The sequence below is a fragment of the Labrenzia sp. ATLA3 genome, from assembly GCF_057180185.1.
In genome coordinates, this window is record NZ_JBXUKV010000001.1 from 438,667 (window position 1) to 465,264 (window position 26,598).

Annotated in this window: 24 protein-coding genes; 15 read left to right on the forward strand and 9 right to left on the reverse strand. The window is 59.8% G+C overall.

The genetic code is table 11. The annotated features are described in order from the left end of the window. The first annotated feature begins 233 nt into the window (after positions 1–233). The 5 genes from AC2A6O_RS01935 to AC2A6O_RS01955 all read left to right on the forward strand — a co-directional run bounded on the left by AC2A6O_RS01935 (position 234) and on the right by AC2A6O_RS01955 (position 5,145). Positions 234–1,226, forward strand: coding sequence for an ABC transporter ATP-binding protein (locus tag AC2A6O_RS01935; protein ID WP_148584162.1), 993 nt, complete (start codon positions 234–236; stop codon positions 1,224–1,226). Between the two features lie 65 nt (positions 1,227–1,291). Then, a complete protein-coding gene (locus AC2A6O_RS01940) occupies positions 1,292–2,602 on the forward strand; it encodes an ABC transporter substrate-binding protein (RefSeq protein ID WP_498925515.1) in 1,311 nt (436 codons plus the stop codon). 100 nt (positions 2,603–2,702) lie between these two features. Then, positions 2,703–3,632, forward strand: a complete 930-nt coding sequence (locus tag AC2A6O_RS01945) for an ABC transporter permease (RefSeq protein ID WP_209001088.1) — start codon at positions 2,703–2,705, stop codon at positions 3,630–3,632. 2 nt (positions 3,633–3,634) lie between these two features. Beyond that, on the forward strand, positions 3,635–4,474 hold the full coding sequence (locus AC2A6O_RS01950) for an ABC transporter permease (RefSeq protein WP_148584163.1): 840 nt from the start codon (positions 3,635–3,637) through the stop codon (positions 4,472–4,474). A gap of 8 nt (positions 4,475–4,482) precedes the next feature. After that, on the forward strand, positions 4,483–5,145 hold the full coding sequence (locus tag AC2A6O_RS01955; RefSeq protein WP_498925516.1) for an aspartate/glutamate racemase family protein: 663 nt from the start codon (positions 4,483–4,485) through the stop codon (positions 5,143–5,145). Positions 5,146–5,157: 12 nt separating this feature from the next. Here the strand turns inward: AC2A6O_RS01955 and AC2A6O_RS01960 are convergent, their stop codons facing one another. Continuing rightward, on the reverse strand, positions 5,158–6,051 hold the full coding sequence (locus tag AC2A6O_RS01960; protein WP_148584165.1) for a LysR family transcriptional regulator: 894 nt from the start codon (positions 6,049–6,051) through the stop codon (positions 5,158–5,160). A 228-nt stretch (positions 6,052–6,279) separates the two neighbouring features. Here AC2A6O_RS01960 and AC2A6O_RS01965 point away from each other — a divergent pair, with 228 nt between their 5' ends. From AC2A6O_RS01965 to AC2A6O_RS01990, 6 genes are all read left to right on the forward strand, one after another. Beyond that, positions 6,280–7,092 (forward strand): HAD-IIA family hydrolase, encoded by an 813-nt coding sequence (locus AC2A6O_RS01965; protein WP_498925517.1) that lies wholly within the window; start codon positions 6,280–6,282, stop codon positions 7,090–7,092. Next, positions 7,086–8,012, forward strand: a complete 927-nt coding sequence (locus AC2A6O_RS01970) for an ABC transporter permease (RefSeq protein WP_498925518.1) — start codon at positions 7,086–7,088, stop codon at positions 8,010–8,012. The genes AC2A6O_RS01965 and AC2A6O_RS01970 overlap by 7 nt, the downstream gene beginning before the upstream one ends. Before the next feature lie 4 nt (positions 8,013–8,016). Continuing rightward, positions 8,017–8,919, forward strand: coding sequence for an ABC transporter permease (locus tag AC2A6O_RS01975; RefSeq protein WP_498925519.1), 903 nt, complete (start codon positions 8,017–8,019; stop codon positions 8,917–8,919). 62 nt (positions 8,920–8,981) lie between these two features. Continuing rightward, positions 8,982–10,529 (forward strand): ABC transporter substrate-binding protein, encoded by a 1,548-nt coding sequence (locus AC2A6O_RS01980; RefSeq protein WP_498925520.1) that lies wholly within the window; start codon positions 8,982–8,984, stop codon positions 10,527–10,529. 67 nt (positions 10,530–10,596) lie between these two features. Continuing rightward, positions 10,597–11,469 (forward strand): metallophosphoesterase family protein, encoded by an 873-nt coding sequence (locus tag AC2A6O_RS01985; protein WP_498925521.1) that lies wholly within the window; start codon positions 10,597–10,599, stop codon positions 11,467–11,469. Continuing rightward, positions 11,466–13,148 (forward strand): ABC transporter ATP-binding protein, encoded by a 1,683-nt coding sequence (locus tag AC2A6O_RS01990; protein ID WP_498925522.1) that lies wholly within the window; start codon positions 11,466–11,468, stop codon positions 13,146–13,148. Before AC2A6O_RS01985 ends, AC2A6O_RS01990 begins: the two co-directional genes overlap by 4 nt. A gap of 71 nt (positions 13,149–13,219) precedes the next feature. Here AC2A6O_RS01990 and AC2A6O_RS01995 read toward each other — a convergent pair whose 3' ends face one another. The 5 genes from AC2A6O_RS01995 to AC2A6O_RS02015 form a co-directional block, all read right to left on the reverse strand. Continuing rightward, positions 13,220–14,170, reverse strand: a complete 951-nt coding sequence (locus AC2A6O_RS01995; protein WP_498925523.1) for an ABC transporter permease — start codon at positions 14,168–14,170, stop codon at positions 13,220–13,222. Positions 14,171–14,176: 6 nt separating this feature from the next. Next, positions 14,177–15,238, reverse strand: coding sequence for an ABC transporter permease (locus AC2A6O_RS02000; RefSeq protein ID WP_498925524.1), 1,062 nt, complete (start codon positions 15,236–15,238; stop codon positions 14,177–14,179). Further along, positions 15,235–16,758, reverse strand: a complete 1,524-nt coding sequence (locus AC2A6O_RS02005; RefSeq protein ID WP_498925525.1) for a sugar ABC transporter ATP-binding protein — start codon at positions 16,756–16,758, stop codon at positions 15,235–15,237. Before AC2A6O_RS02005 ends, AC2A6O_RS02000 begins: the two co-directional genes overlap by 4 nt. A 92-nt stretch (positions 16,759–16,850) precedes the next feature. Next, positions 16,851–17,999, reverse strand: coding sequence for a sugar ABC transporter substrate-binding protein (locus AC2A6O_RS02010; protein ID WP_498925526.1), 1,149 nt, complete (start codon positions 17,997–17,999; stop codon positions 16,851–16,853). A gap of 96 nt (positions 18,000–18,095) precedes the next feature. Beyond that, positions 18,096–18,824 carry a FadR/GntR family transcriptional regulator gene (locus AC2A6O_RS02015; protein ID WP_498925527.1) on the reverse strand — a complete coding sequence of 243 codons (729 nt, stop codon included), beginning with the start codon at positions 18,822–18,824 and terminating at the stop codon, positions 18,096–18,098. Between the two features lie 558 nt (positions 18,825–19,382). On the opposite strand from AC2A6O_RS02015, the gene AC2A6O_RS02020 reads away from it, so the two are divergent. Further along, positions 19,383–20,357: a DUF808 domain-containing protein gene (locus tag AC2A6O_RS02020; protein ID WP_498925528.1), complete on the forward strand. Its 975-nt coding sequence runs from the start codon at positions 19,383–19,385 to the stop codon at positions 20,355–20,357. A 119-nt stretch (positions 20,358–20,476) separates the two neighbouring features. On the opposite strand, the gene hdcA is transcribed toward AC2A6O_RS02020, so the two are convergent. The 3 genes from hdcA to AC2A6O_RS02035 form a co-directional block, all read right to left on the reverse strand. Continuing rightward, positions 20,477–21,352 carry a histidine decarboxylase, pyruvoyl type gene (gene hdcA, locus AC2A6O_RS02025; RefSeq protein WP_498925529.1) on the reverse strand — a complete coding sequence of 292 codons (876 nt, stop codon included), beginning with the start codon at positions 21,350–21,352 and terminating at the stop codon, positions 20,477–20,479. Between the two features lie 166 nt (positions 21,353–21,518). Next, positions 21,519–22,241 (reverse strand): type 1 glutamine amidotransferase, encoded by a 723-nt coding sequence (locus AC2A6O_RS02030; RefSeq protein WP_498925530.1) that lies wholly within the window; start codon positions 22,239–22,241, stop codon positions 21,519–21,521. A 40-nt stretch (positions 22,242–22,281) separates the two neighbouring features. Continuing rightward, positions 22,282–22,980: a GNAT family N-acetyltransferase gene (locus tag AC2A6O_RS02035; RefSeq protein ID WP_498925531.1), complete on the reverse strand. Its 699-nt coding sequence runs from the start codon at positions 22,978–22,980 to the stop codon at positions 22,282–22,284. A 220-nt stretch (positions 22,981–23,200) separates the two neighbouring features. On the opposite strand from AC2A6O_RS02035, the gene AC2A6O_RS02040 reads away from it, so the two are divergent. The 3 genes from AC2A6O_RS02040 (at position 23,201) to AC2A6O_RS02050 (ending at position 26,570) form a co-directional block, all read left to right on the forward strand. Beyond that, on the forward strand, positions 23,201–24,358 hold the full coding sequence (locus AC2A6O_RS02040) for a WD40/YVTN/BNR-like repeat-containing protein (protein WP_498925532.1): 1,158 nt from the start codon (positions 23,201–23,203) through the stop codon (positions 24,356–24,358). A 223-nt stretch (positions 24,359–24,581) separates the two neighbouring features. Then, positions 24,582–25,991, forward strand: coding sequence for an aminotransferase-like domain-containing protein (locus AC2A6O_RS02045; RefSeq protein ID WP_498925533.1), 1,410 nt, complete (start codon positions 24,582–24,584; stop codon positions 25,989–25,991). 171 nt (positions 25,992–26,162) lie between these two features. Further along, positions 26,163–26,570 carry a DUF983 domain-containing protein gene (locus tag AC2A6O_RS02050; protein ID WP_148584181.1) on the forward strand — a complete coding sequence of 136 codons (408 nt, stop codon included), beginning with the start codon at positions 26,163–26,165 and terminating at the stop codon, positions 26,568–26,570. The last annotated feature ends 28 nt before the right edge of the window (positions 26,571–26,598 follow it).

The following is a 26,598-nucleotide window of genomic DNA, read 5'->3' on the forward strand; positions in this document are numbered from 1 at the left end:
GAGCGATGTTCCGATCTTACTCCTGGCCGCAGAAACCGGCAATCTTGGATCGTATACAATTTTTACTCACATCGTATTTAATTTGCCGAAATATTGTGCACTTTCGTCGAAAAGATTCCATCCACTTTCGCATCGACTGCTCAAAACCCAAGATATTCTGCCGATTTTTCGCGTTGGCATAGCACTTGCTTTTTCTGGACCCGAAAGCAGTTTTCTGAAGGAGACGTCCAGCCATGGCGAAGTCCCTGGACCTTGAACTGGCAGCCACCACCAAGATCTACGGCGAGACCATCGCGGTCGACGCGATCAATCACAAATTCGCCGCCGGCACCTATTCCTGCCTGCTCGGCCCATCCGGCTGCGGCAAGTCATCAACCCTGCGAATGATCGCGGGCCACGAAAGCGTCTCGACCGGCGATATCGTGCTGGGAGGCACCAACATCACCGATCTTCCACCCGCGCGGCGCGGCACGGCAATGATGTTCCAGAACTACGCGCTGTTTCCGCATCTTTCGGTCATCGATAACGTCGCCTTTTCCCAGAAGATGAAGGGTGTCGAAAAGCCGGTCCGGCTGAAGAAGGCCCGTCAGTTGCTGGAGCTGGTCGACATGGCCACCTACGCTGATCGGCTGCCCTCGCAACTCTCGGGCGGTCAGCAGCAGCGTGTCGCCCTGGCCCGCGCCCTGATCACCGAACCTTCCGTGCTTCTGCTTGATGAGCCGTTGTCGGCGCTTGATCCGTTCCTGCGCATCAAGATGCGTCTTGAACTGAAGAAACTACAGCGCGAGCTCGGTATTTCCTTCATTCACGTCACGCACAGCCAGGACGAAGCCCTGGCACTTGCCGACGACATCATCGTCATGAACGGCGGCAAGATCGAGCAGGCCGGCAGCCCCCGCGATGTCTTCAACACGCCAGCGACGGAGTTCGTCGCCCGCTTCATTGGTGGCCACAACGTGCTGCAGCAGAAAGGATCGTCGGTCGCGCTGAGGGCGGACCGGCTGAAAGTCAGGAAAGCTGCCGGTGAAGACGGCGCCGTGCTGACGGCCTTCGTCAAGGATGTCGAATACCTCGGCTCAACCGTCAACCTGGCCCTCGATGCGGGCGGTGCAGGCGACCTGACGGCCGCCCTTACCGACGACGCCTTCTTTCAGGACCCGATCGAAATTGGTGCAACCGTCTTCCTGACATGGAAGCCGGAGGACGCACATCAACTGGCAGCCTGACGGTTGCCGATGCAAGGCCTTCTCCCGAGGCCAAACAAACTCCAGAGGGGAACAGGAGTAAGAAGATGACAGATAAAGTGGCAACAACTGACCAGATGACCAAGAAGGGCGTCAGCCGCCGTAGCATCCTGAAGGGCGGCGCTGCCGTTGCCGGTGCTGCCCTCGGCTCCGGGGCCATCACCGGCTTCCCGACCGTATGGGCGCAGAACATCAAGGACGTGACCCTGCGCCAGTTTGGCACCGGCGTTTCCAACCTCAATGAAGTGGCACAGAAGGTGAAGGAAGATCTGGGCTTCAACCTGGAAATGACCGCCCTCGACAGTGACGCCGTCACCCAGCGTGCCGCCACTCAGCCGGACAGCTTCGACATTGCCGACATCGAATACTGGATCTGCAAGAAGGTCTGGCCGACCGGCAACCTGCAGGCAATGGATACCTCCAAGATCAAGAATTACGACAAGATCGTGGACATCTTCAAAAGCGGCAAGCTGACACCGGATTCCGTGGTTGCCCAGGGCACCGCCCCAAACACGGTCGGTTTCGTCGACGGCCCGGACGGCAAGGCGTTTGCCAAGGAAGAAACCGGCTGGATGACGCTCATCCCGACCATCTACAACGCCGATACCCTCGGCATCCGCCCGGACCTGATCGGCCGCCCGATCGAGAGCTGGACCGAGCTTCTGAATCCGGAATTCAAAGGCAAGGCGTCGATCCTCGACATTTCATCCATCGGCATCATGGATGCGGCGATGGTCTGCGAAGCCATGGGCGAGATCCAGTATGGCGACAAGGGCAACATGACCCGCGAAGAGATCGACAAGACCATGGCGATCTTCACCGAAGCCAAGAAGAACGGCCAGTTCCGTGCCTTCTGGAAAACCTTTGATGAAAGCGTCAACCTGATGGCGTCCGGTGAAGTGGTGATCCAGTCCATGTGGTCGCCGGCAATCACCGCCGTGAAGTCCCGCGGCATCGAGTGCGTCTACCAGCCGCTGAAGGAAGGCTACCGGTCCTGGGGCGGTGGCATCGGCCTATCCAAGAGCCTGACAGGCCTGGAGCTGGAAGCAGCCTACGAATACATCAACTGGTATCTCGACGGCTGGGTCGGCGGGTTCCTGATGCGCCAGGGCTATTACTCGGCCGTTCCGGAAACCTCCAAGAACTACATGGACGAGAACGAGTGGGGCTACTGGTTCGAGGGCAAAGAAGCCACCGGCGACATCACCAGCCCGTTCGGCGATGTTCTGGCGAAAGCCGGCGATACCCGCGATGGCGGCTCCTTCTACGACCGCATGGGTGCGGTGGCCTGCTGGAACTCGGTCATGGACGAAAACCAGTACATGGTCCGCAAGTGGAACGAGTTCATCGCCGCCTGAGGCTGAACCGACAAACGGGTGCCCGGGGAACCTTCCCAGGGCACCCCACCATTCCGGCGACCATGACATGCGCCTTTTCTTTTAACCGGACCCGACTCTCATGACGGATCAGACACAGCCTGTCTCCAGCACTGCCCCGGCTGCGAAAGCCCGCGCAAAAGCGCCCTTCAGTCTCAGCCGCCTGCCCGATGCAGTCACCGGCTGGCTGTTGTCGCTCCCCCTCGTGCTGGTGCTGTTTTTCTTTCTGCTTCTGCCGATTGCCATGATCGTCGTGGTCAGTTTCTGGGGGGCGACGGAATTCTCGATCTACCCGGCCTTCCAGTTCGACAATTACGAATTCCTGCTCACGTCTCCGGTGACCTATCAGGTGTTCCTCAACACTGTGAAATACGCCCTGATCACCTGGGCGATCACGCTGGTTATCGGGTTTACCGTCGCCTATTTTCTTGCCTTTCACGTGCGCACGCTGACCTGGCAGATCGTCCTGTTTCTGCTGTGCACAATCCCGTTCTGGACGTCCAACATCATCCGCATGATTTCGTGGATCCCGTTCCTGGGCCGTAATGGCATTGCCAATTCCACCCTGATCTCGATGGGGGTCATCGACGAGCCGCTGGAATGGCTGCTCTTTTCCGACTTTTCTGTGATCCTGGCGTTCGTCCACCTCTACACGCTGTTCATGGTGGTTCCGATCTTCAACACCATGATGCGGATCGACCGCTCGCTGATCGAGGCCGCTTATGACAATGGCGCCAGCGGACTGCAGACACTCACCAACGTCATCATCCCGCTGACGAAACCCGGCATCATGATCGGCTCGATCTTTGTCGTCACGCTGGTGATGGGCGACTTCATCACCGTGCGCTTCATGTCCGGCAGCCAGAAAGCCAATGTCGGCAGGTTGATCTCCAACGACATCGCGCTTCTGCAATATCCCTCAGCTGCGGCAACGGCGGTCATCCTGCTCATCACGGTGCTTCTGGTGATCTCGATCCTGCTGCGCTTTGTCGACATCCGGAAGGAGCTTTGATCATGGAAAAACGGTCCCGCTCGTTCTATGTGCTCGCCGCGTTCTTCGCTGTCTTCCTGGTGTTCCTCTACGGCCCGACGATCACCATCGCGATCCTCAGTTTTCAAGGCCCGCAAGGCGGGTTGACCTTTCCCATGCGCGGCGTCTCGCTGCACTGGTTCCATGACCTTTTCGAACAACAGGCCGTCGGCGATATCTGGGGCAGTTTCTCCCGCTCGCTCACACTTGGCCTGATGGTGATGGTGACGACGGTCGTCGTTTCCGTGATGGGCGGCCTTGCCTTCCGCAAGCGGTTTCCGGGGTCCGGGGCGATCTTCTATCTGATCATCACCTCGCTGGTGATCCCGTCGATCCTGGTTTCTCTCGGCGTCGGGCTGATCTTCTCGCAATCCGGTCTTGCCGTGCATTGGTCGACCTCTGGCTTCGGCGCGCAACTCACCTGGACGTTGCCTTTCGGCCTGCTGATCATGTTTGCGGTGTTCAACCGTTTCGACAAGTCCTACGAGGAAGCCGCGCGCGATCAGGGCGCAAGCGCCTGGCAGACCGTCAGATATGTCGTGCTGCCGATTATCGCGCCGATGTTGATCGGGGTCGCTCTGTTCGGCTTCACCCTGTCTTACGACGAGTTTGCCCGCACGCTTTTGACGGCCGGCAGCTACAACACATTGCCGCTGGAAATCTACGGCATGACCACAAACGTCACGACGCCGGTGATCTTTGCCCTCGGCACTCTGACCACAGCCTTTTCCTTCGGCATCATCGGTCTGTTCCTGGCCATTGTGGTGATCCTCAACAAACGCAGGTCCAGGCACGGCTCGGACGCCGGCAAGGGCATGGTCTAGGGCCAGACATGGACGACATGCATATCCTCGTCATCAACCCGAATTCCACGGCTTCGATGACGCAGAAGATCGCGGCGGCTGCTCGCGCCGCAGCCGGTCCCTTCACCCGGATTACGGCCATCAATCCGCTGGAGGGACCGGCAGCCATTCAGGGACCTGCCGACGGCGAGGCTGCCCTGCCCGGTCTTTTCGATCTCTTCGAGAGGTCCCTCAAGACCGATCCGAGCATCCGTGCCGTGATCATCGCCTGTTTCGACGATACCGGCGTCTGGGAATTGAAAGCGTCGTCAGGCGTTCCGGTGATCGGCATCGGCGAGGCCGCCTACCACGTCGCAGCCGTTGCGGCCCAAAGGTTTTCCGTTGTCACCACCCTGCCCGTTTCCGTGCCGGTTCTGGAAGAAAACCTGCAACGCACCGGCCTTGCGTCCCGCTGTGCCAGAGTTCGGGCGTCGGACGTGCCGGTTCTCGAACTGGAAAACCCTGAAAGCGATGCCCGTCACAAGGTCGAGACGGAAATCGAAACGGCCCTCCGGCTGGACGGCGTCGGCGCGATTGCGCTCGGTTGCGCAGGCATGGCCGATCTGGCCGCGGACCTGACAGCGCAGTTCAAGGTGCCTGTCATTGATGGTGTGGCGTCCGCGGTGCGGCTCACCGAGGCAATCACAGGTTAGCCACCTCGCCTTCTAGTGATCCAGAAGTGCGTCCGCTTCCGTCCGAAAGCTCTCGACAGCAGAAAAGAAAACGTCGAACAGCATGCTGCGTTCGTCACCGAGCGCGAACACCACTTCCTCATACTGACGCTGCATGTCCGAGACGGAAACCCGGTGCACAACGTCCGTGCGCCCTGTGCCGAACCGCCACATGAAGCCGACCCCGAGACCGTTGACCACCGCTTCGTAGACCGCATCGCGGGTGTCCAGCGTCAGAAGGGGCGACGGCTCGAACCCGGCGGAACGAAAGGCCCTGTCGACCACCCGCTGGGTGGAGGATCCCTTTGTGCGGAAGATCAACGGTTCCGCCATTAGCCGTTCGCAGGTTACGGCAGTCTCGCGGGAAAGCGGACTGTCCGGATGAACAATGGCAACGACGTTCTGCCTTGCCAGCAATGCCCGGCGGAACCGGCCATCGGCTGGCACATCCGGCAGAACACCTATATCGACGTCGCGCGTCAGCACCGCCCGCGTGATCCGTTCGTGCGAACCGGTCTCGACCGCGATCTCGATGCCCGGATGCCGCTTGAGGAACTGCGCAATCAGCGCCATGCCCGGCATGGAATTTCCCAACCCGATTTTCAATCTGCCATTTAGCAACGTGTTGTGACGTGACAGGAGCCGGGTCGCAGCGCGTTCGGCTTCGGCCATGCGTTCGGCGACATCGCAAAGTTCGTTGCACAGCGGTGTGGGCGCCAGGACGCCGTTTTTCCGGTCGAACAGGCGCACGCCGAATTCCGCTTCCAGGTCTTTCACATGACGCGCGACGGCGGGCTGCGAAATCTTCAGGGCCCTTGCCGCAGCAGCGTAGGAGCCACCGGACGCGACCGCATTGATGGCCCGAATACGCGACAGGGAAAGGGACATTCCTCGTTTTCTCCAAACAGCGAAGCCAAAGGTTTGATCGCCTCAAACCATAGGTTCGCTCTGTTACGGCAGCGTCACAGAGTGAAGACAATTTGATGGCGGTTTCAGCGGGCCGAGGCAACGGAGCACGGCCTTCCCTGATCAAGGAAACAACCGCCCGATGTTTCGGCGGCCATTCAATGGCTGACGGCAGGACCGGCAGGCAATCGGACAGATATGGAATTGGCAATGCGGGCTCGCAAATCAACAACGATCCAATGGCTTGGCGCCGCAGACATTGACGACTACGCCGCAATCCTGTGCGACCTGGACGGCTGTCTCGTTTCCGCCGGGAGCCCCCTGCCGGGTGCGGAAGAATTTGTCCGGGCCGCTGGCAAAAGACTATCGATCGTCTCCAACAACTCTGCCGATACGAGCGTCACCCTTTCCCGAAAGCTGACGGCAATTGGCCTGCCCCTGCCGCCGGAAAGCATCTTTCTCGCCGGCGAATTGACCGTGCGCATGATCGCCGCGGAGCGTCCGGGTGCACGCGTTCACGTCATCGCCGAGCAACCGCTTCACCAACTCGCTGCCGACCTTGGTCTTGAGTGCATAGACGAGCAGGCTGACACCGTCCTGCTGGCCCGTGACACCCGCTTCACCCTCAACGGACTGGAAAAGGCGCTGCGGCTTCTGGAGCGAGGCGCCGAACTGGTGGTGACCAATCCGGACCTTTCCCACCCGAGCCCGGATGGTCTGCCCGTGCCGGAGACAGGAACCCTGCTGGCAGCCTTTAAGGCGTGCTGCCCCGGGATAACGGCACGGGTCATCGGCAAACCTCAACCGTTCCTCATCGATGCGGCCCTCTCGGCGGCGGGGGTTCGGGCAACCGATGCTGCCTTTGTGGGTGACAATGCCACCACAGACGGGGCTGCGGCCGCCCTCGCCGGCCTCGATTTCATTCACCTCGTCGCACGACCGATGCCGATGGCAAACGTGAACGCCCTCAGAGACACGGCAGAACCTGTGCAACCAGCCGCTGCGGAGGCGAACGCATGCTGACCTATGTCCTTCGAACCCTTTTGCGGATGGCGATCACCCTGTTTCTGATCGTGTCGCTGGTCTTCTTCGCCACCAGGCTCTCGGGAAATCCGGTCGACTTCGTTCTCGGCGAAGGCATCACCAAGGAAGACCGGGACCTTCTGATTGCCTATTACGGTCTGGATTCCTCCATCGGCACCCAATACTGGCGCTATCTCAGCTCCGTATTTTCAGGTGAATTCGGGCTTTCCTTCCTGGAGCGGCGACCGGTTTCGGAAATCGTCCTCGAACGAGCATGGCCGTCGCTGAAACTGCTGCTTAGTGCGGTGTGCTTCACGCTGATTGTTTCCATACCGCTTGGCATTCTGGCTGCGATCTACCGCACCAGCATCATCGGCAGCGTCGTGATGGTGGTCGCCTTCCTCGGCTATGCCGTTCCGTCTTTCATTATCGGCATCCTGCTGGTGCTGATCTTCGCCTACACGCTCAACTGGCTGCCTGTCATCGGGGATGGCACGGCGCTGCATTTCATCATGCCGACGCTGGCCATTTCCGGAATGCTGGTCGCGGCAATCACCCGCTTCACCCGCAACGCCATGCTGGACGTGCTCAGCCAGGACTATATGCGCACCGCACGGGCCAAAGGCCTGCCGGAGTGGATCGTCATTCTGAAACACGGCCTGCGCAATGCTTCGATCACGCTGCTTTCGGTGGTCGGGCTGCAGATCGCCGCCCTTGCGGCGTCGGGAAGCGTTGTCGTGGAAGCGATCTTCGCATGGCCTGGCATCGGCGACCTTCTCGTCCGCTCCGCCATCCTGCGCGATTACCCCGTCCTCCAGTTCGGTGTCCTGTCCGTCGCTGTTGCGGTCATTGTCATCAACGCAGCGGTCGACATTGCCTACGCCTTCGCGGATCCGCGCATCCGCCTTGCCAAGGGATAAGCGTATGACCGACGCAACGCATAACCTGTCTTCGCCGCGTAATACCGGATTGAGAAGCTTCCGTATCCCGATCTGGTCGGATGCGAACTGGATCGTCCGGATCGCAATGCTGATCGGCCTGATCCTGATCGTGACCGCGCTCACCGCCCCGTGGCTTGCCCCCTTCGACCCGAATGCCCAGAGCCTTATTTCCCGGCTGCGGCCACCGATTGGCTTCGACCGCTACAAGGACGGCTTCTACTTCGGAACGGACGAGCTCGGCAGAGACATCTTCTCCCGCTGCATCTACGGCCTGCGGCTGACCTTTGCTCTTGCACTGGCAGGCGCCATCATCGGCCTTCTGATTGGCGGCACGCTTGGGCTTATGGCCGGCATCATCGGAGGTCTTTTCGAAGAGATCGTCATGGGTCTGGTCGATGCACAGATCGCCATCCCCTTCACCCTGATTGCGCTGCTCATCCTGTCCATCATGGGATCTTCCATCGACGTGATGATCTTCGTGCTCGGTGTCTACGGCTGGGAGCAATACACCCGGATCGTGCGCGGCGAAGTGAAGAAACTGATCCAGATGCCCTTCGTCGAAGCGGCACGGGCAGCCGGCGCGACACCGGTCCGGATCGCGATGCGGCACATCCTGCCCAATGTCGTCTCGCCCATCGTGGTGCAGTTCACATTGAACTTTTCCAACATCGTCATTCTGGAATCGACCCTGTCTTTCCTCGGCCTCGGCGTTCAACCGCCAACCGCAACGCTCGGATCCATGGTCGGCATCGGCCGGGACTACCTGCCGACCGCCCCGTGGATCGTTCTCGCCCCAGCGATGGTGATCCTGCTCCTCACATTCGCAGTCCAGATCCTTGGCGACTGGCTGCGCGACAAGGCGGATGTCCGTCTCAGGTCCCGCTGACCGACCCCACCCACAGAAGCCGGAACGGCCAACGTTCACCCTAGCAGCCTTGGAGGCTCGATATGACCAAACTACTGGCAACCACCGCTCTTGCATCGCTTATGGCAACAAGCGCCTTTGCAACCGAACTCACTGTTGGCGCCGCCAACGTGTCCAGCTATCTCGATCCGGGCCGCGACCATTCGAATGTCGGTTCGCAGTTCTACTACAACGCCTTCGATACGCTGATCGCCAAGAACCACGACACCACCGAAACCGAATGGCAGCCAGGCCTTGCGACCGAATGGAAGCTGATCGAACCGACGATCATGGAACTGAAGCTGCGGGAAGGCGTGAAGTTCCACAATGGCGCTGACATGACCGCCGACGACGTTGTTTTCTCGCTGAACCGGATGTACCAGGCCGATTTCCCGCCCTATCAGGTGCGTGCACGCGACCGTCTGGAAAACTTCGAAAAGGCGGAAAAGGTCGATGACCATACCGTCCGCATCCATGCAAAACGTCCGGAGCCGCTTTGGGAAACGCTGCTGAACCTGCAGCAGGTCATGATCATTCCGGAAGACTATACCAAGAGCCTTGCGGGCGACCCGGACAAGCTTGAGCATGACGACTTTGAAGCGTTTTCGCTGAAGCCTGTCGGCACAGGCCCCTACAAGGTTGCCGAATTCGTTCCGGGCCAGACCGTTGTCTGGGAACGTTTCGACGATTTCTGGGGCGAAAAGGCGCCGCTCGACAAGGTTACCGTCAAGCATATGCCGGAAACCGCTTCACGCATCACGGCGTTGAAGACCGGTGAAGCCGACATCGTCACCAACATCGCACCGGACCAGCTCCAGCTCATTGAGAACGATCCGGACATGAAAGCTGTCGGCAGCGCCACGGCTCTCTTTCACGTCATGATCATGAATGTGAACCATCCGAAACTGAAGGATGCCCGCATCCGCCAGGCCCTGTCGCTTGCCATCGATCGCGACACGCTCAATGAAGCCCTGTGGGGCGGCAAGGCCGTGGTTCCTTCCACGCATACGCTGAAGGAATTCGGCGAATTGTATCAGCCGGAGCTGACCACCTTCGAATACAACCCGGAGAAAGCCAAGGAACTGCTCAAGGAAGCAGGCTACGACGGTTTCGAGATCACCTACGACACGGCACCAGGTTACTACACGAACGGTCTTCTGGCTGCCCAGGCGATCATGGAGATGTGGGCGGAAGTCGGCATCAACGGCAAGGTCAACGTCCAGGACAAATGGAGCGGCAACTCGCCGGACATGATGACCCGTAACTGGTCCAACCCGATGTATTTTGCCGATCCTTTCGGCTGCTTCGGCGTCATGTGGGCTCCGAACGGACCGTCTGAATCCGAAGGCCGGTTCAACACCGATGAAGACTACGCCAAGAGCTGGGAGCAGTTCCGCTATTCCGGCGATATCGAGTTGCGCCGCGCAGCCTATGCCGAGCTGATGGAACGCATCAAGCAGGACCCGCCGGTGCTGCCGCTGTATCGTCCCTATGAAAGCTGGGCGATGAAGACCAACGTCAACTGGGCACCCAAGCCGGGTCACATTCCCTACGTGCTCGACTTCCGCGCCGGTTCGATCTCCTTCAACTAAGCAACAAAGCGCCGCCGGTTCCCCGGCGGCGCTCTCCCGAACCTAAGATCAATTCAGGAAAATCAACGTGTCCGTACGTATCGCAGTCGTCGCCGACATCCACCACGGCAAACCTTCCGCAACCAAGCGCGGTGACACCGCCCTCGACCTGATGGCCGAGTTTGCCCGTTTCGCCAATGATGCTGCGCCAGATTTCGTCATCGATCTGGGCGACCGTATTTCGGATATCGACCGAGACACGGACCTTCGGCTGGAGCGCGAGGTCGCCGACGCCTTCAAGGCAATCAACGCTCCGATCCACCACATCAACGGCAATCACGACCGCGATCATCTGGAGGTTTCGGACAACGAGGAAATTCTCGGTCAGTCCCTTGCCAATACGACCATCGACGCGGGGCACTGGAGAATTGCCCTGTGGCGTGCGGACAGCAAGATCCATCGTACGCCAGACCATTCCGGTTTCATTCTGCATGAAGCCGATCTTTTGTGGCTGTCGCGCGTTGCCCAAAACACGGACAGGCCGCTGCTGGTTGTCAGCCACGTGCCTGTGTCCGGTCATGGCCAGATCGGCAACTACTACTTCGAACGCAATCCGTCGGCATCGACCTACCCAATGGCCGAGCGCGCCCGCGCCGCACTGGCTCAATCCCGCCATCCGGTGGTCTGCCTGTCTGGCCACGTTCACTGGAACACCATCACCACGGTTGACGGCATTACCCACCTGACCCAGCAGTCCCTCACCGAAAGCTTCACCACCAAGGGCGAACCTGCCGGTGCCTTCGGACTGATTGAACTGGGCGAAACCGTTTCCTGGCAAGTGCAGGGTCTCGACCCGATTGCCCATTCTTTCAAGCCACATGCCGACCGCTGGACACCGCCACTTCCGGATTTCACCCAGCACCCGGAATTTGCCGCAAGACGCCGTGGAGACCTCAAATGACCCTGCCGGTACTGGACGTTCAGGACCTCAAGATTTCTTTCGGCGCCCATGAAGCGGTCAAAGGGATTTCCTTTGCCATTCATGCGCGGGAAACGCTTGCACTGGTTGGAGAGTCCGGTTCCGGCAAATCGGCTACGGCGCTCTCGATCCTGCGCTTGATCGAACGTGAAGGCGGGACAATTGGCGGTGGCCGGATCGTGTTGACCGACGGCGGCAGGTCCCTCGACCTGCGAAACCTGTCGGATGCGCAACTGACTGCTTTGCGCGGCAATGCCATTTCCATGGTGTTCCAGGAACCGATGACCTCTCTCAATCCGGTGCTGAAAATTGGAGACCAGGTTGGTGAGGTTTTCATCCGTCACAGTAAATATGACAGACGCAAGGCCATGAAGGCTGCGGAAGAAGCGCTTGACCAGGTTCGCATTCCGGACCCGGCAAGGCGGCTGCACCAGTATCCGCACGAACTTTCCGGCGGCCTGCGTCAGCGGGTGATGATCGCGATGGCCCTCGCCTGCCGGCCAAAACTTTTGATCTGCGATGAACCGACAACGGCTCTTGATGTCACCACCCAGGCGGAGATCCTGACACTGATCCGGAACCTGCAGGCCGAGATCGGCATGGGCGTTCTGTTCATCACGCACGACATGGGCGTTGTTGCCGAAATCGCAGATCGGGTGGTCGTCCTTCGCAACGGCGAAATGATGGAAGAAGCGAGCGTACACGATCTGTTCGAACGGCCGAAGGCCGCCTATACCAAGGCGCTGATGGCAGCAACGCCGAAACCAGGCTCAGGCAGCAGTACGCGACGGGCCGGGACTGAAACAGTGTTGGAGGTTGAGCATCTGTCGACGCGCTTTGCCGGAAAATCCGGCCTCTTTTCAAGGAACTCCAGTGGCGTTCTGGCCGTGAACCGTGTGTCGCTCAAGGTTGCCCGCGGCGAAACACTTGGCCTTGTGGGCGAATCCGGTTGCGGCAAGTCGACCCTGGCGCGCTCCATCCTGCATCTGATCGAGCCTGAAAGCGGATCTGTCCGTCTTGACGGCAAGGTCCTGAACAGCTCCTCCAAACAGGCGCTCCGCGAAACGCGGAAAGACATGCAGATGGTGTTTCAGGACCCCTATGCAAGCCTCAATCCGCGGCTTCCGGTTCATGAGCTGATCACGGAACCGGCCCGGATCCACGGGCTCGTTTCACACAAGGACCAGAAGGAACTCGCAGCGGATCTGGTCGAACGCGTTGGGCTGGAGCGCGACGCCATCAATCGCTTTGCGCACCAGTTCTCCGGCGGTCAACGCCAGCGCCTGTGCATTGCCCGTGCGCTGTCTGTGGAGCCGAAACTCATCATCGCGGACGAAGCGGTTTCCGCGCTGGATGTTTCCATCGCCCGGCAGATCACCGATCTCATGCTGGAATTGCAACGCACGGAAGGCCTGTCGTTCCTGTTCATCTCACATGATATCGGCGTGGTCGAACGGGTCAGTCACCGCATCGCGGTGATGTATAAGGGCGAGATTGTCGAAACCGGGCCGACGGACCGAATTCTGAAGAGCCCGGAGCATCCCTATACGCGCCGCCTCCTGTCCGCCGTGCCGAGCCCGGTGCCGAAGAGGAGAAGCGCGCCTTCGCCGCTTTCCGCCTCGCTTCAAGTAGAAGTGCCTTCGCTGGCCGCCCTCGCCTGAGGCGGCCTGGCCGTAAAGAACAATTCCTCTATTTCGCAAAGACTAATGGGAGGCAGCCAACCGGGCTGTCTTCAGGACGTGACGCGTTGATTGCGCCCATAGACCAACAGCATGCCGATGATCACCGCGCCATATATGATCTGCCGGCCGGCTTCCGGCATCTGCATGATCGACAGAACGGAATTGAGAAGCACGATCAGGATCACGCCGACAAGCGTACCGACATATCTGCCCTTGCCCCCGAGAATATGCGTGCCGCCGAGAACGACCGCGGCAATCGCCGGCAGCAGGAACGCGTTGCCCATGCCCTGGTAGGCCTTGGCGGAATATCCGGTCAGAAGCACCCCGGCGATGGCGGCGCACACACCGGATGTGACAAAGGCTCCAACGATGACCCAACGCGTGCGGATGCCCGACAAATACGCCGCCCCCTCACGTGACCCGGTGGCATAGAGAGACCTGCCGAAGCCTGTCCGGGTCAACAGGGTAGCGATCACGATAGAGACCGCTGCCCAGACCAGAATGGCGGCCGGAACGCCGAAGATCCTGTCCTTGGCAAGGAACAGCATGACCGGCGTTGCCCTGTCTTGCGGTGCGAAGCCACCCGTCTGGGCGACCATCAATCCGCGTAGCACGGTGTCGACACCAAGGGTGAAGATCATCGAGGGAATGCGGAGCCAGGCGACACCGATACCGTTGAGAAGGCCGACGCAAACGCCGACGCCAAGGGCCGTCGGAATGGCGAGGTCCCCACCAACTGCCGTCGCCGTCATGGCCGCTGCCGTCAAGGTCCAGGGAATGGACAGATCGATATGGCCCAGCAATATGACCATCATCATTCCCGCCGCGCAAATCCCCAGAAACGAGCCCGTCTGCAGCTGTTGCAGCAGATAGTTGACGGACAGCAGGGGCGCCGTCCCTGTCGTCGACAGTGTGTAGGCAGTGCCGGCAATCAGGATGACGCCCACGAACAGGGACGCAATGACAATCGGCCGGTTTTCTTTGGAAAGGGAAATCTGCATGCCTGGCTACCTGAACAAGTCGAGCTGGTTTTTGACCCGCAAGGTGCGAAACGCCCCGAAGGAAACGGCCGTCAGCAACACGAGCCCCTCGATCAACGGCTGGAGCAGCGGGTCGATATCGAGAATGCGGAAGTAGAAGGAAATGACCCTGAGGATCATTGCGCCGACCAGGCTGGCAATGGCCCCGCCCGTTCCGCCAAGCAGCGATGTGCCGCCAAGCACCACCGCCGCGATGGAGTTCAGCGTATAGGCCCCCGCCTGCTGCACGTCCGCATTGCCCGATGAGGTCTGGATGGCAAGGTAAAGGCCGCCGCAGGCCGCCAGAAACCCTGCAAGGGTGAAGGCGGTAATCTTCGCCCGCTGAATGGGCAGTCCGGACATATAGGCAGCACCTTCCGCCGAGCCGATGGCGTACACGGTCCGCCCCGTGACAGAGCGGCGGAATGGCACCCACACGATGACCGCAATGAATACGACCAGAAGGAAAGGCACCGGGATATCGGCAAAGGGCCGCAGCCACCAGGCTTCTCCCCCACCCGCAAAGCCATAGGTATCGGCAAGATCCCAGACGGAGTTGGTCAGCGCCCAGCTGAGATCATCATCGACATTGCCGCCCGGTTTCGGCCGGATGAGCAGAGCCAGTCCGATTGCGACTGCCCCGGTCGCCAGGGTCGCGATGATCGGCTGAATGCGGCCGTAGACAACAATGCAGCCATTCATGAAACCGAACAGGGCCCCGGTGAGCAGCGTCAGAACCGCCCCCAGCACAATTTGCAGCGGCGAGCCTGTCAACAGCTCCGAGGCCACACAATTGGCGAGTGTCATCACAGCGCCGACAGACAGATCGAGACCACCAATGAGCACCGGCAGGGTCTGGGCCATGGCAACAAAAGCGATCGCGACAGTCTCGTTGGCGTTCTGAATGGCCACCGCCGAAGAGAAACCTCGCGGATGCATTACGTTGTAGGTCAGGAAAAGGGCCGCGAACAATAATAGGGCGGCCGCAAATCCGGTGTTCTGAGACAACCAGCGTGTCAGGGAAGAGGACCGTGTCGAACTCCTTTTCATGCTGCCTCGACATCGATGTTGAGAGAGGCCGCAACAAGGCTTTCCTCGGTTATCCCATCACCTGACTGCTCGCTGACGACCCGGCCGCCATAAAGGACGGAGACCCGATCGCAACAGCCGATCAACTCCGCATAGTCGGAAGAATAAAACAGAATGGCCTTGCCCTCATTCGCAAGCTCACGCATGAGCCGGTAGATCTCCTGCTTGGTGCCGACATCGATGCCCCGGGTCGGGTCATTCAGCAGAATGATGTCGGGGTCGATCATCAGCCACTTGGCAAGCACCACTTTCTGCTGATTGCCGCCTGACAGGGTCATGACCGGGTCATCGGCAGAGCCGATCTTGATCTGCAGTTTCGCGATGCCTTTGCCGATCTCGGCCGCTGCCCTGCCTGGATCGATGAACGGCCCTCTGGAAATTCTCCTGAAGCTGGAGGCAAGCAGATTGTCGGCTATCGACATGTCGAGCATAAGCCCCTCTGTCTTGCGGTCTTCGGGAACCAGAGCCATGCGCGTCGCAGCGTTTTTCGCCGTGGCTGGAGATGTCGGCAGTCCCTTTCGATCACCGACACGCACGTCGCCCGCGACATCCTTCAGCACACCGAAAAGAGCTAACAGCAGTTCCTTCTGACCTTGCCCGTCCAGTCCGCCAAGCCCGACGATTTCGCCGCGCCTCAGGGAAAGGTCTATGCCGTTGAGCCGGTTCCCCCATTTCAGATCCTTTACCTCCAGGATCGGTTCCGCCATCGCCGCATCCCCCGCCCGGTCCGGTTTCGGCGGAAACTGGGCATCAACATCGCGGCCGATCATCAGGCGCACGATCTCCCGTTCGGACTTCGCGCCTTTCTGGAAGGTCTCGATGTGCTGGCCGTTTCGAAACACTGATAGCGTGTCGCACAGGGCCTCGACTTCATGCATCCGGTGGGAAATGAACAGGCTCGCAACCCCGGCGTCCTTCAATTCGGCCAGAAGATCATAAACGGTGCGCACATCGCGTGCCGTCAGCGCTGATGTCGCTTCATCGAGAATAAGCACCTTGGGGTTCCGCCCGAGCGCCTTGGCAATCTCGACCATCTGCCGTCGGGACAGAGACAATTCGCGCACCAGCGCATTCGGATCGACATCCTCGCATCTAACGCGGGCAAGCAACTCTTCGGCGCGCCTGACCTGCGCCCGCCGGTCAATCAAGCCGAAGCGGCGCGGCGGGCTGGAAATGGAAATATTGTCCGCGACCGAAAGATCCGGAATAAGCGACAGTTCCTGGAACATGCAGACGATCCCTGCATCGACCGCGGCCTGCGGCCCTGCAAAGCAAACTTCTTTGCCCTCCATCAGAACCGAACCTGCATCGGGCTGCAGCACGCCGGCCATGATCTTGATGAGTGTGGATTTGCCGGCGCCGTTTTCGCCCAGGATCGCGTGGACGGAACCGGAGCGGCATTTGAAATCGACGCCTTCCAGCGCCCGGATGCCGGCGAAGTATTTGGAAATGCCCTGATATTCAACAATGGCTTCAGTCATGCGCGTGCGTTCGCCGGGCTTCAAGGCCCGGTCCATGGTTTGCGAAACGGTCCCGGGGCGTACCCGGGACCGTTTCTGTTGGCTGCTCAGGGTTACTTCACGTCTTCTTCGGTTTGCGACATGATTTCCGGACCGGAAATGTTGACGCCGCAGGGCGGGAACTCGTTGACCGTGAAGAAATTGTCCGGAAGGTCAGACCAGTAGTTCTTGCCGTCTTCCAGCTGGTCGTATGTCGCGACCGGCAGCGGCACGGAAATGAGCTGCGGCATGACATTGCCTTCCAGCGCGGAAACCGCCGCCTTCATTGCTATGGCGACGAGACCCGGTGACTGACCGATGGAAATGCCCTTCAGGCCGTCCTCGGAATATTCGGCAATCGCCTTGCGGAAGCCGTTTTCCGATTCCCCGGCCACCGGAACCCATGGGTGATTTGCATCCTTGAGCGCCTGAACGACGCCATTGGAGCCCCCCTGTCCGACAACGGCGACAAACTCACCGTGAACCGCAATCGCATCGGCAACCACTTTCTGGGTGGTGCCATCATCCCAGTTGCCGACGACCTGCACGACTTCCCAGTCGCCGCCCGACGCATCCAGAACCTCGTTGATGCCAATGGAACGGTCACGATCCACAGAGTTGCCCGGCAGCCCGCGCACCTCAAGGATCTTGCCGGAAGTGACACCCTTTTTCTTCAGTTCGTTGACAGCGAACTCCGCCCACATGCGGCCCATCTTCAGCTGGTCCTCGTTGACCTGCATCACCTTGTCGGTGTCGAGCACGTTGTCGAACGGAACGATGACGACGTTGCTCTTGTCGGCCAGACGGATGACCCGGTCAAATCCATCGGGCGATACGGCAATGGTGACGATGGCATCGTAACCCTGGTTGATGAAATCCTCGATGGCGCCCAGTTGGGCCGGCGCATCCGTGCCTGTCGAGACGACCTTGAAGTCCGAGATCTTTTCCTTCAGCGAGGGATCTTCTGCAAAGGCCTTTGCGGTCTTGATCATCTGAATGCGCCAGGTGTTGCCGACAAAGCCGTTGACGACGGCAACCCTGTACGGCCCGGGTTTTGCGTCCCATTGCAGGAATTTGGTGTCTGCCGACCAAGGTGCGAAACACTCAGGGTTCACACCGGGTCCGGACACTTCAGCCGGCCCGGCAAGGGCCATGGCCGAGGACAGAACAAACGCCGGCAGTGCCATTGCCAGCGCAGTCGTCACTTTCAGTTTCTTAATCATCGCACTTCCTCCCGTACTTGCGTCAAGCTGCGGCTCCTCTTGGCTGGTCGACGCGTCCAGCCACCGCTTTTTGTTCCCTGCTTCCTTGCCAGCCTGTCAGACCGTTGCTTCCGTCTCCTGACTGAAGTGGCGGGCGCCGAACATCAGATGCGTGCGCAACCGGTACTGAAAGGCCAGCCTGTCGCGCGCCGCGAGAGCGTCGATAACGCCCTGATGCTCGCTGAAGGTTTCGGTCATGAAGGTTCTGCGCGTCTTGCCCTTTTGCATGATCCGCAGGATCACCGGCTTCATGACCGCGTAGACATCCAGAATGGCAGCGTTGTCGAGGATCGAGACCAGACGAACGTGAAAGGCGTAGTCGATCTCTGAAGCCTCGTTCAGGTCGTGGTTGGCGGCCAGCTCTGCGTTGATGTCGTTAAGCTCGTTAAGATCGTTCCGGTTGACCTTGTCGACCAGTATTTCGGCTGAGCCGACCTCCAACAGACCGCGCAGTGCCTGCACATCGCTGAAGGACTTTCGGGACAGCTCCATGGTGTTGAAGGAAAACAGCTCGAAGGCGCGCGACATGCGGTTGTCGATGATGGTGGCGCCGATTTTCGGCCGCACATCCACGAGCCCGTAGGCCTTCAGGATACGCATCGCCTCGCGCACAGTGTTCCGGCTGGCGTTGAACTGGGCGCATAGTTCGCGCTCGGTCGGCAGGCTGTCCCCCACCGTCAACCCGGAACGCGCGATCAGGCCCCGGATCTGCTGCACGACGGCGTCCACTGCGGAGCCACCCGCTTGCCCAGTCCGCATCAAGGCCTCACCCGTTTCCGCGTCCATCACCTGTTCCTGAAAATGCATCCCGCCCAATCGGTCCAGCTTATTTGTTGGACCAAGAAATACCTACTGAGAGAATTAACCAATGTCAACGCCGCTGCGTCATTTTCATTAATTTTCTAAATTTTCACTATATTTTTCTGATATTTACATATCAAAATTATTAGTAATATATTTTTCTACCAACCCCTTCCGACTGCAAGGCAAGGGTTTTTCACGCCATTTGTCATACCAGAATAGCAAGCTCCAATAGGAACTCGGCACCAACTGCTCCACGAAGGCGTCGACGTAAGACGCAGCGCCTTCCACCGCGTGCGGAGACTGAGCTGGTTTGGCTTCCTCTCATAAGCCCCCCTGGCGCTGTCCGCGCCCGGTGAAGCCGCCTCACCACCCCCTCCACCGACACCTGACCTCAACCCCGGTACCGGGGCGATGACGTCCGCGTGCCCGCACCCATGCCGCACCTGCCACATCAGCATTGTGGATAAATTGAAACCTGGCAGCGCCGACTACAAAACCATGTAAGGTTCCCCTCCGGAGAGACACAGATTTGGAGCTGCCATGAGCGGATTGCTTGCCCTTCTCGATGACGTTGCCGCAATTGCGAAGATCGCAGCAGCGTCCGCAGATGACGTGATCGGCCAGGCGGCCAAGGCAGGCGCGAAGGCGGCAGGGGCCGTGATTGACGACGCAGCCGTCACCCCGAAATATGTCGCCGGTTTTTCGCCAGCGCGCGAAATTCCGATTGTCTGGCGCATCGCAAAGGGCTCGATCAAGAACAAGCTGCTTTTTCTGCTGCCTGCCGGTCTTGCCCTCAACGAGTTTCTGCCCGGTGCCATCACGCCCCTGTTGATGCTGGGGGGCGCCTATCTGTGTTTCGAGGGCGCCGAAAAGATCTACCACCTCTTCAAGCCGCACCATCACGACGCCGACCAACCCGAAGACTTTGTCGCCGACCCCCTGCATCTGGAAGAACAAAGGGTGTCAGGGGCTATCAAGACCGATTTCATTCTGTCAGCCGAAATCATGACGATCGCCCTTTCGGAAATTCCGGAGAGCACCCTCTGGCTGGAAGCGGCAGCCCTGGCCATTGTCGCCATCGGCATCACCGCCGTCGTCTACGGCTCGGTCGCGTTGCTGGTGAAGGCGGACGATTTCGGCCTGATGCTGACGCGCTATGGCCGCCTGTCGGTAACCCGCGCCATTGGGCACGGCATCGTGAAAGCCATGCCCGGCTTCATGAAACTGCTGATGATCGTCGGCACCGCTGCCATGCTTTGGGTCGGCGGGTCCATCGTGCTTCATGGCACGGAAGTTCTGGGCTTCGGCCTGATCTACGATTCCATCCATGATATCGCGCACAACGTTGCGCACGCGGCCCACGTCGCTCAAGGCTTCGTCACCTGGGCGGTCACCGCGACCCTGGACGGTATCTTCGGCCTGGCATTCGGCATGGTGCTGATCCCGATCACCACCAAGGTGATCGTGCCGCTCTGGCGGCTCGTCAGAGGCAAATCCGCCACAAAGAGCCACTGAGACAGCACCAGCACTTCCATTTCAGTCGAAACAAGCAAGGCAATCGGACGGGTCCGTCCGATTGCCTTTTTCATTCGCGGACAAAACCTTTGCGCGTCCGACCGGTGGACAGGACCGGCTCACGTCAGGCCGACAGCCTGCTCCCAGTCGTTCAAGGTCAGGTCGTAAAGCGTGTTGAAGCCCGGGGCTGGAACTGCCCGCTGGGCCAACGTGACATAGGGCGCGACAGTGAGCGCCGTACCGACAAAGCCGGGCTGCATGATGACGTAGGCATAGGCCATGAAAGTGCGGTCATAGAGCACGGACTGGTCCTTGCCGCAGGCAACGATGCTCCACGCCACGGATTTCTGGTGCTCCTCCAGAAACGCCTTCAACTCGGTCTCGTTGTCGTTCTTGGTCCAGGTTCCGGCATCCTCGATAAACAGATCCGCAGAGTTATAGCGGTCGCGGGTGATTGACAGCGCGATGTAGCACCACACCCCATAGGCCTCCCCCTTGTCGGGATCAGGCTCCCGGTCCCGCGGGCGAAAGTTTGTGGTGCTCTTGTTGGCGCAGATGACATGCGCACCGGGGGCCGGCGGAAAGCGCCGGTGCGGCTCCGTTCCGAACAGGGCGATACCGGCATCGATGAGCGGCCCGGCGTCATAGACCGGCAACTCCGACCCGTCATATTGCTTGGCGCTAAACATGGGTTTCAGCGTGTCGAGCGCGCTGTTGTAGGCAAGGTCATAACCCCAGACGTTCCCGGCGATACCACAGAAGGAAGACGCCGTTTCCATGTTGATCTGGCCGATATAGGCGTCATTTGCCTCGGCCCTGTCGTACGCGACAATACCGTCCAGCAGAAAATCGTCCGTTTTCTCGACAGTTCCCGTGGCCACCTTGACCACCGAAACATAGCCGTTGCCGAGGTTTCCTGGCCGAGCATAACCGTCACAATAGGTCGGATATCCGCTGATGGCGGTCCGGTCGACAGTGGAAATGGTCTTGCGCATGATGCCCCTCAAAATGCCCGTGTTTGCAATGATGTGCGAATGCTGATCCGCAACTTCATTTAACACCGGCAAGCCAGGGGATTTCAATTTATTGTTTTAATTTGAATTATATTCTACCTATGCGATTTCCCGCATCACAACCGGTTCCAGCGCTCCGTAGCGGCGTTCACGCTTCAATGGCAGTCGGCATCAGCGCGCCGAGATCCTCCCCCTTCAGAAACCGTGCGAAAAGATCGGCCGCCTTATCCGTATCAAGTGGCATGGTCTCGATCCGTTTCGGCAGATCGACGCGCTGTGCCTCGTTCAGCACGTGTCCGCGCAGTTCGGCGATCTTCCCAAGATACTGCGGAGTGATTTCGGGATGCGGCTGGCAGGTCAGAATTCGGCCGGGCAGATGAAGTCCGGCTATCGGACAGCCTGCACTTCTTGCAACAACCTCCAACCCGTTCGGGACCTCGGTCACCTGGTCCTGATGCCATGCGTTGAGCACCAGCTTCTCGTGGCCTAACCCGTGATAGGTTTGCGGACCAGCGGTGAAGCCTCTCTCTGACCGCTCCACCCGGCCACCAAGAGCCTGTGCGATGATCTGATGTCCGAAACACACGCCGATCAGCGGGCGCTCACTCTGCTGGATGGCACGGATGAAATCTTCCAGCGGCGCAATCCAGCCATGGTCTTCATAGGCCCCATGACGGGACCCGGTAATGAGCCATGCGTCCGCATCGTTCGGTCCCTCCGGAAATTGACCCGCCTCGACATCATAAGTCGTGAAGGAAAATCCGCGATCTGCCAACAACTGCCGGAAGCAGGCGTCATAGTCGCCCAGCTTCTCTGCCAGTTCGTCTGGAGCGTGTCCGGGCTGCAGGATGCCGATATGTCTGGAAATCATTGATAGGTCTCGTGAAGCGAATCCGGCGAACGCCGTTCACTCATGATTGACGGCTTGCCGCCGCTTGCGCAAGACACTCGCCGAGCTTGCGTTTCTGCTCTCCGGACGGCCCGAAATTTTCCGGTGCCAGCCAGGCCTCGTAGCCCTGTTTCAGCGCAGGCCATTCCTTGTCGATGATGGAGAACCACGCAGTGTCGCGATTTAGCCCCTTGACCACGAGGTGTTGACGGAAGACACCCTCCTCAGTGAAGCCGAACCGCAGGGCGGCTTGTTTGGACGGCAGATTCTCGTTGTTGCACTTCCATTCGAAGCGGCGATAGCCGAGATCGTCGAAGACATATTTCATGAAGAGGTAAAGCGCTTCCGTCGCTCCACGCCTGCGCGAGATCAGTGGACCCCAATAGATATTGCCGATTTCAATGACGCCATTGGCCGCATCGATCCGCATGAGCGTCTGCCGCCCCGCCACTGTGCCGGTTTCCCTGTCAATGACGGCAAAGAATAGCGGGTCCTTGCTGGCCGCAACCTTTTCCACCCAGGGACGGAATCCGGCTTCGGTTTCGGGCGGATATTCGGGCAGCCAACGGAATTTCTGATCGCCGTCCGGCAAGTTGGAGGCCTTGAAAAGACCCGACGTATGACGCTCTGGATCAAGCGGCTCAAGGGAAACGTAACGGCCTTCTATCGGCTTGTGCTCCGGCCGGGGACGCGCGGTCCAGCGGCTCAGGTCTTCAGGCATGGTCAACTCCGGAAAGGGCATGGCTTGCAGGTGCCGACAGTGTGCTACCGACAGGCTCCGTCTGTCTAGCGCGTCACAAACGCCGCAGGGAGATCCAGTTTTGCAAGTACAAGAGGACCAGTTCCCCACCCCCGAAAACACCCGCAAAAGGTGCAAAGCACCCCATCCACTCCCCAACAAACTCGTGGTAATCTCAATTTCTCTCTCGAGGAGGTGAACCATGACTTCGGGTGTAACAGTACTTGTCGGGACCACAAAGGGGGCGTTTCTGCTGGAGGGCGGAAACAACCGGGATGGCTGGAAGGTCAATGGTCCGTTCTGTGACGGCTGGCCGATCAATCATATGGTCGGCGATGCGGACACAGGCACGATCTGGGCCGGCGGCGGCGGTGAATGGTCCGGTGCGGGCGTCTGGCGCTCGGTCGACGGCGGCAAGACCTGGGAAGTCACGCGGCTGACCAAGGGCACGATTGACGAGTGGGCCGCCAATGATCCCGAAACGGCCAGGTTTCTCAACTGGACACCGCAGGAGCTGCCTTTCGGCGACGACTTCTCGCAGGTCTGGTCGCTTGTCTATGCTCATGGAACGCTCTACGCCGGCACGAAGCCGGCGCGGTTTCTCGCCAGCCGGGATGGTGGAAAAAGCTTCACGCATCTGGACGGTCTCGCCAATCACCCGTCGGCAGACAGCTGGAACCCGGGCGCGGCAGGCCTGGTTCTGCACACAATCGTTTCCGACCCCGACAATCCGAACAAGCTCTGGATTGGCATTTCCGCTGCCGGCGTTTTCGCGAGCGAGGATGGCGGCGTCACGTGGGAGCGGCGCAATCGGCTGTCAAACGCCGCTGCCTGTGAAGGACACGACCACCCTGCCGCCCCGCGTGACGGCGAAACGGGCCATTGCGTCCACAACATGATGCGTGGCCCAGGCAGCGGCGATCTGCTTTATCAGCAGAACCACCACGGGGTCTGGCGTTCCTCGGACGGTGGCCTCAACTGGGATAATATCACCGACGGCCTGCCTTCCACCTTCGGTTTTCCGATCCGTGTGCACCCACGGGATCCGGACACTCTCTGGACATTGCCGCTGAATGGCGACACCGAGGGTCGGTTTCCGCCGGGCGCATCTGCCGCTGTCTGGAAATCCGAAGACGGCGGCCGAACCTGGCGCGACAAACGCAACGGCCTGCCCCAAGAGGCCTGTTTCTTCACAGTTCTGCGTCAGGCGATGGGCGGCGACGTGCGGGATCCCGCCGGGCTTTATTTCGGCACAAACTCGGGCTCAGTTTTCGCGAGCCTCGACGAAGGCGAAAGCTGGCAGGAAATCGCCCGCCACCTGCCAACCGTTCTGGCCGTGGAAGTGCTGGACCAGGGCTGACATATCAGACTTTGGTGGTCCATTGCCCGCAGAACACACATCCGCAAGGGGACCTCTTGCGTCCCCGCTGAACCGTCCGAAGTTTTCCGGCGGCGTGTGCTTCGATGGTCGTCGTTGCTATGTGTGCTCCCACAGGGGCCACAGCTGGTGCGAATGACTGATGACAATTTGATGCCTGCTCTGTATACAGTCATTATCCAGTCAATTTGAAAGACAATCCTTCATGACCGAATGGTGCCCGGATCTTTCTGCCAGCAATGCCCCGCGCTACGCCGCAATCGCTGACGCCATAGAAGCGGATATCCGCGCCGGACGCCTTTCGCCGGGAGACAGGTTGCCCGCGCAACGCCAGCTGGCGGCCCGGCTGGGGCTGGATTTCACGACCGTTGCCCGCGGCTATACCGAGGCGCGGCGTCGCGGTGTGATTTCCTCCATGGTCGGCAGCGGCACTTTCGTGACCAATCCCGACGGTCTGCTGAGCCGTGGACTGCCGGGCAGCGGCCTTGCGGCACGCGATATCAGACGTCAGTCGCCACCCGATTTTTCAATGAACCTGGCGCCGGAAGTCAGCGATCCGAACCTGATCACGCGCATGCGAGAAGGCGTCGCTGCGCTGTCAGCTGACCTCATCCCGCTATTGCGGTATCAGACCTTTACCGAAAAAGACCCGGACCGGCAGGCGGCTGCACGCTGGCTTGCCGGCGTCGGCCTGAAGCCTTCGCCGGAAGATATTCTGTATGCCCCGGGCGCTCAGGCGGCCCTTGCCAATATCCTTGCAGCGCTCTGCGAGCCGGGCGACAGGGTCGCCTGTGAAGCTGTGACCTACCCAGGGATCCGCTCCATCTGCGGTCAACTCCGCCTGGAATTGCAAGGGCTGCCAACCGATGAAGAAGGTATTGACCCCGCCGCCTTTGAGGACGCCTGTCGGGATGGACGTTTGAAAGCGCTTTATGTCAATCCGACGCTTCACAACCCGACCACCCGAACCCTTTCAGAGCAGCGGCGCCGCGACCTTGCGGCCGTCGCACAGCGCCACGGCGTGCCTATTCTGGAGGACGACCCCTACGGTCAGCTCAGCCGAAAGGAAATGCCACCAATTGCCGCCCTCGCGCCGGACATAACCTGGTACATCGGTTCTCTTTCGAAAAGCGTCGGCGCTGGCCTCCGGCTGGCCCACGTCCTTGCTCCCGACCGCAGTGCGGCCTGGCAATTTGCCCGCTCGCAGCGCACCTCCTGCGTCATGGTCTCGCCGCTCACGACAGCCCTCGCCACTCAGTGGTTCGAGGACGGCACCGCTAAGGCGTTACTTCGGCACATCCGCAACGAAAGCACAGCCCGGCAGGACATGGCCGCACGACACTTGAAAGGCCTGCAGACCGAAGCCGACCCGGACGGCTTTCATCTGTGGCTCACCTTGCCGAATGGCTGGTCTCGCGCGGCCTTTGTCAGCCAGATGCGCAACCAGCCGGTCGGTGTTGTCGAAAGCGATGCGTTCACGATCAACGGCACTGCAGACGAAGCCGTCCGGCTCTGCCTGGGTGGGCCGCATGACCGGAAGCAGATCGACAGCGCGCTCAGGGTCATCTCCCAGGCACTGGCCTCAACACCGGATAGGACCTCCACATACTTCTGAGCGAAAACAGAAAGACTGCGTATCCCCCCGGCCAATCTGCCGCAGGTGAGCGACTTGCTATAGCGGCAATTTGCGCTATCTTTGACTGCAAATAATTCCAATCATTTAAAAATTGACTGGATCAACGTCTCCGGCGCTTCCCGGAAGACCTCTCGCAGGAAAAGGTGTTCCATGACAACTGAACAAAGCTGGCCGAAAATTCCGCCGATCCAGACCGGCATCAAAGGCCGCTGCCCGCGTTGCGGCGAAGGTTCCATCTTCGACGGGTTCCTGAAGCTGAAGCCGAAATGCGAACACTGCGGACTTGATTACAGCTTTGCCGACCCTGCGGACGGACCGGCGTTTTTCGTCATCTGCTTTGGCTGCATTCCGGCAGTCGCCTTTGCGATCTGGCTCGAAATCGCCTTCACCGCGCCCTACTGGGTGCATCTGGTAACGACCTTGCCACTGATCCTCGTGACCTGCATCCCAATGCTAAGACCACTCAAGGGATGGCTGGTCTCCAGTCAGTTTTTCTACAAGGCGCAAGAAGGCCGGCTGGTCACACCCGATTCTCAATCCCCGGAAAACCAGGTCTGACGTCTGGACGCCCCAAGCCGGGCAAGGA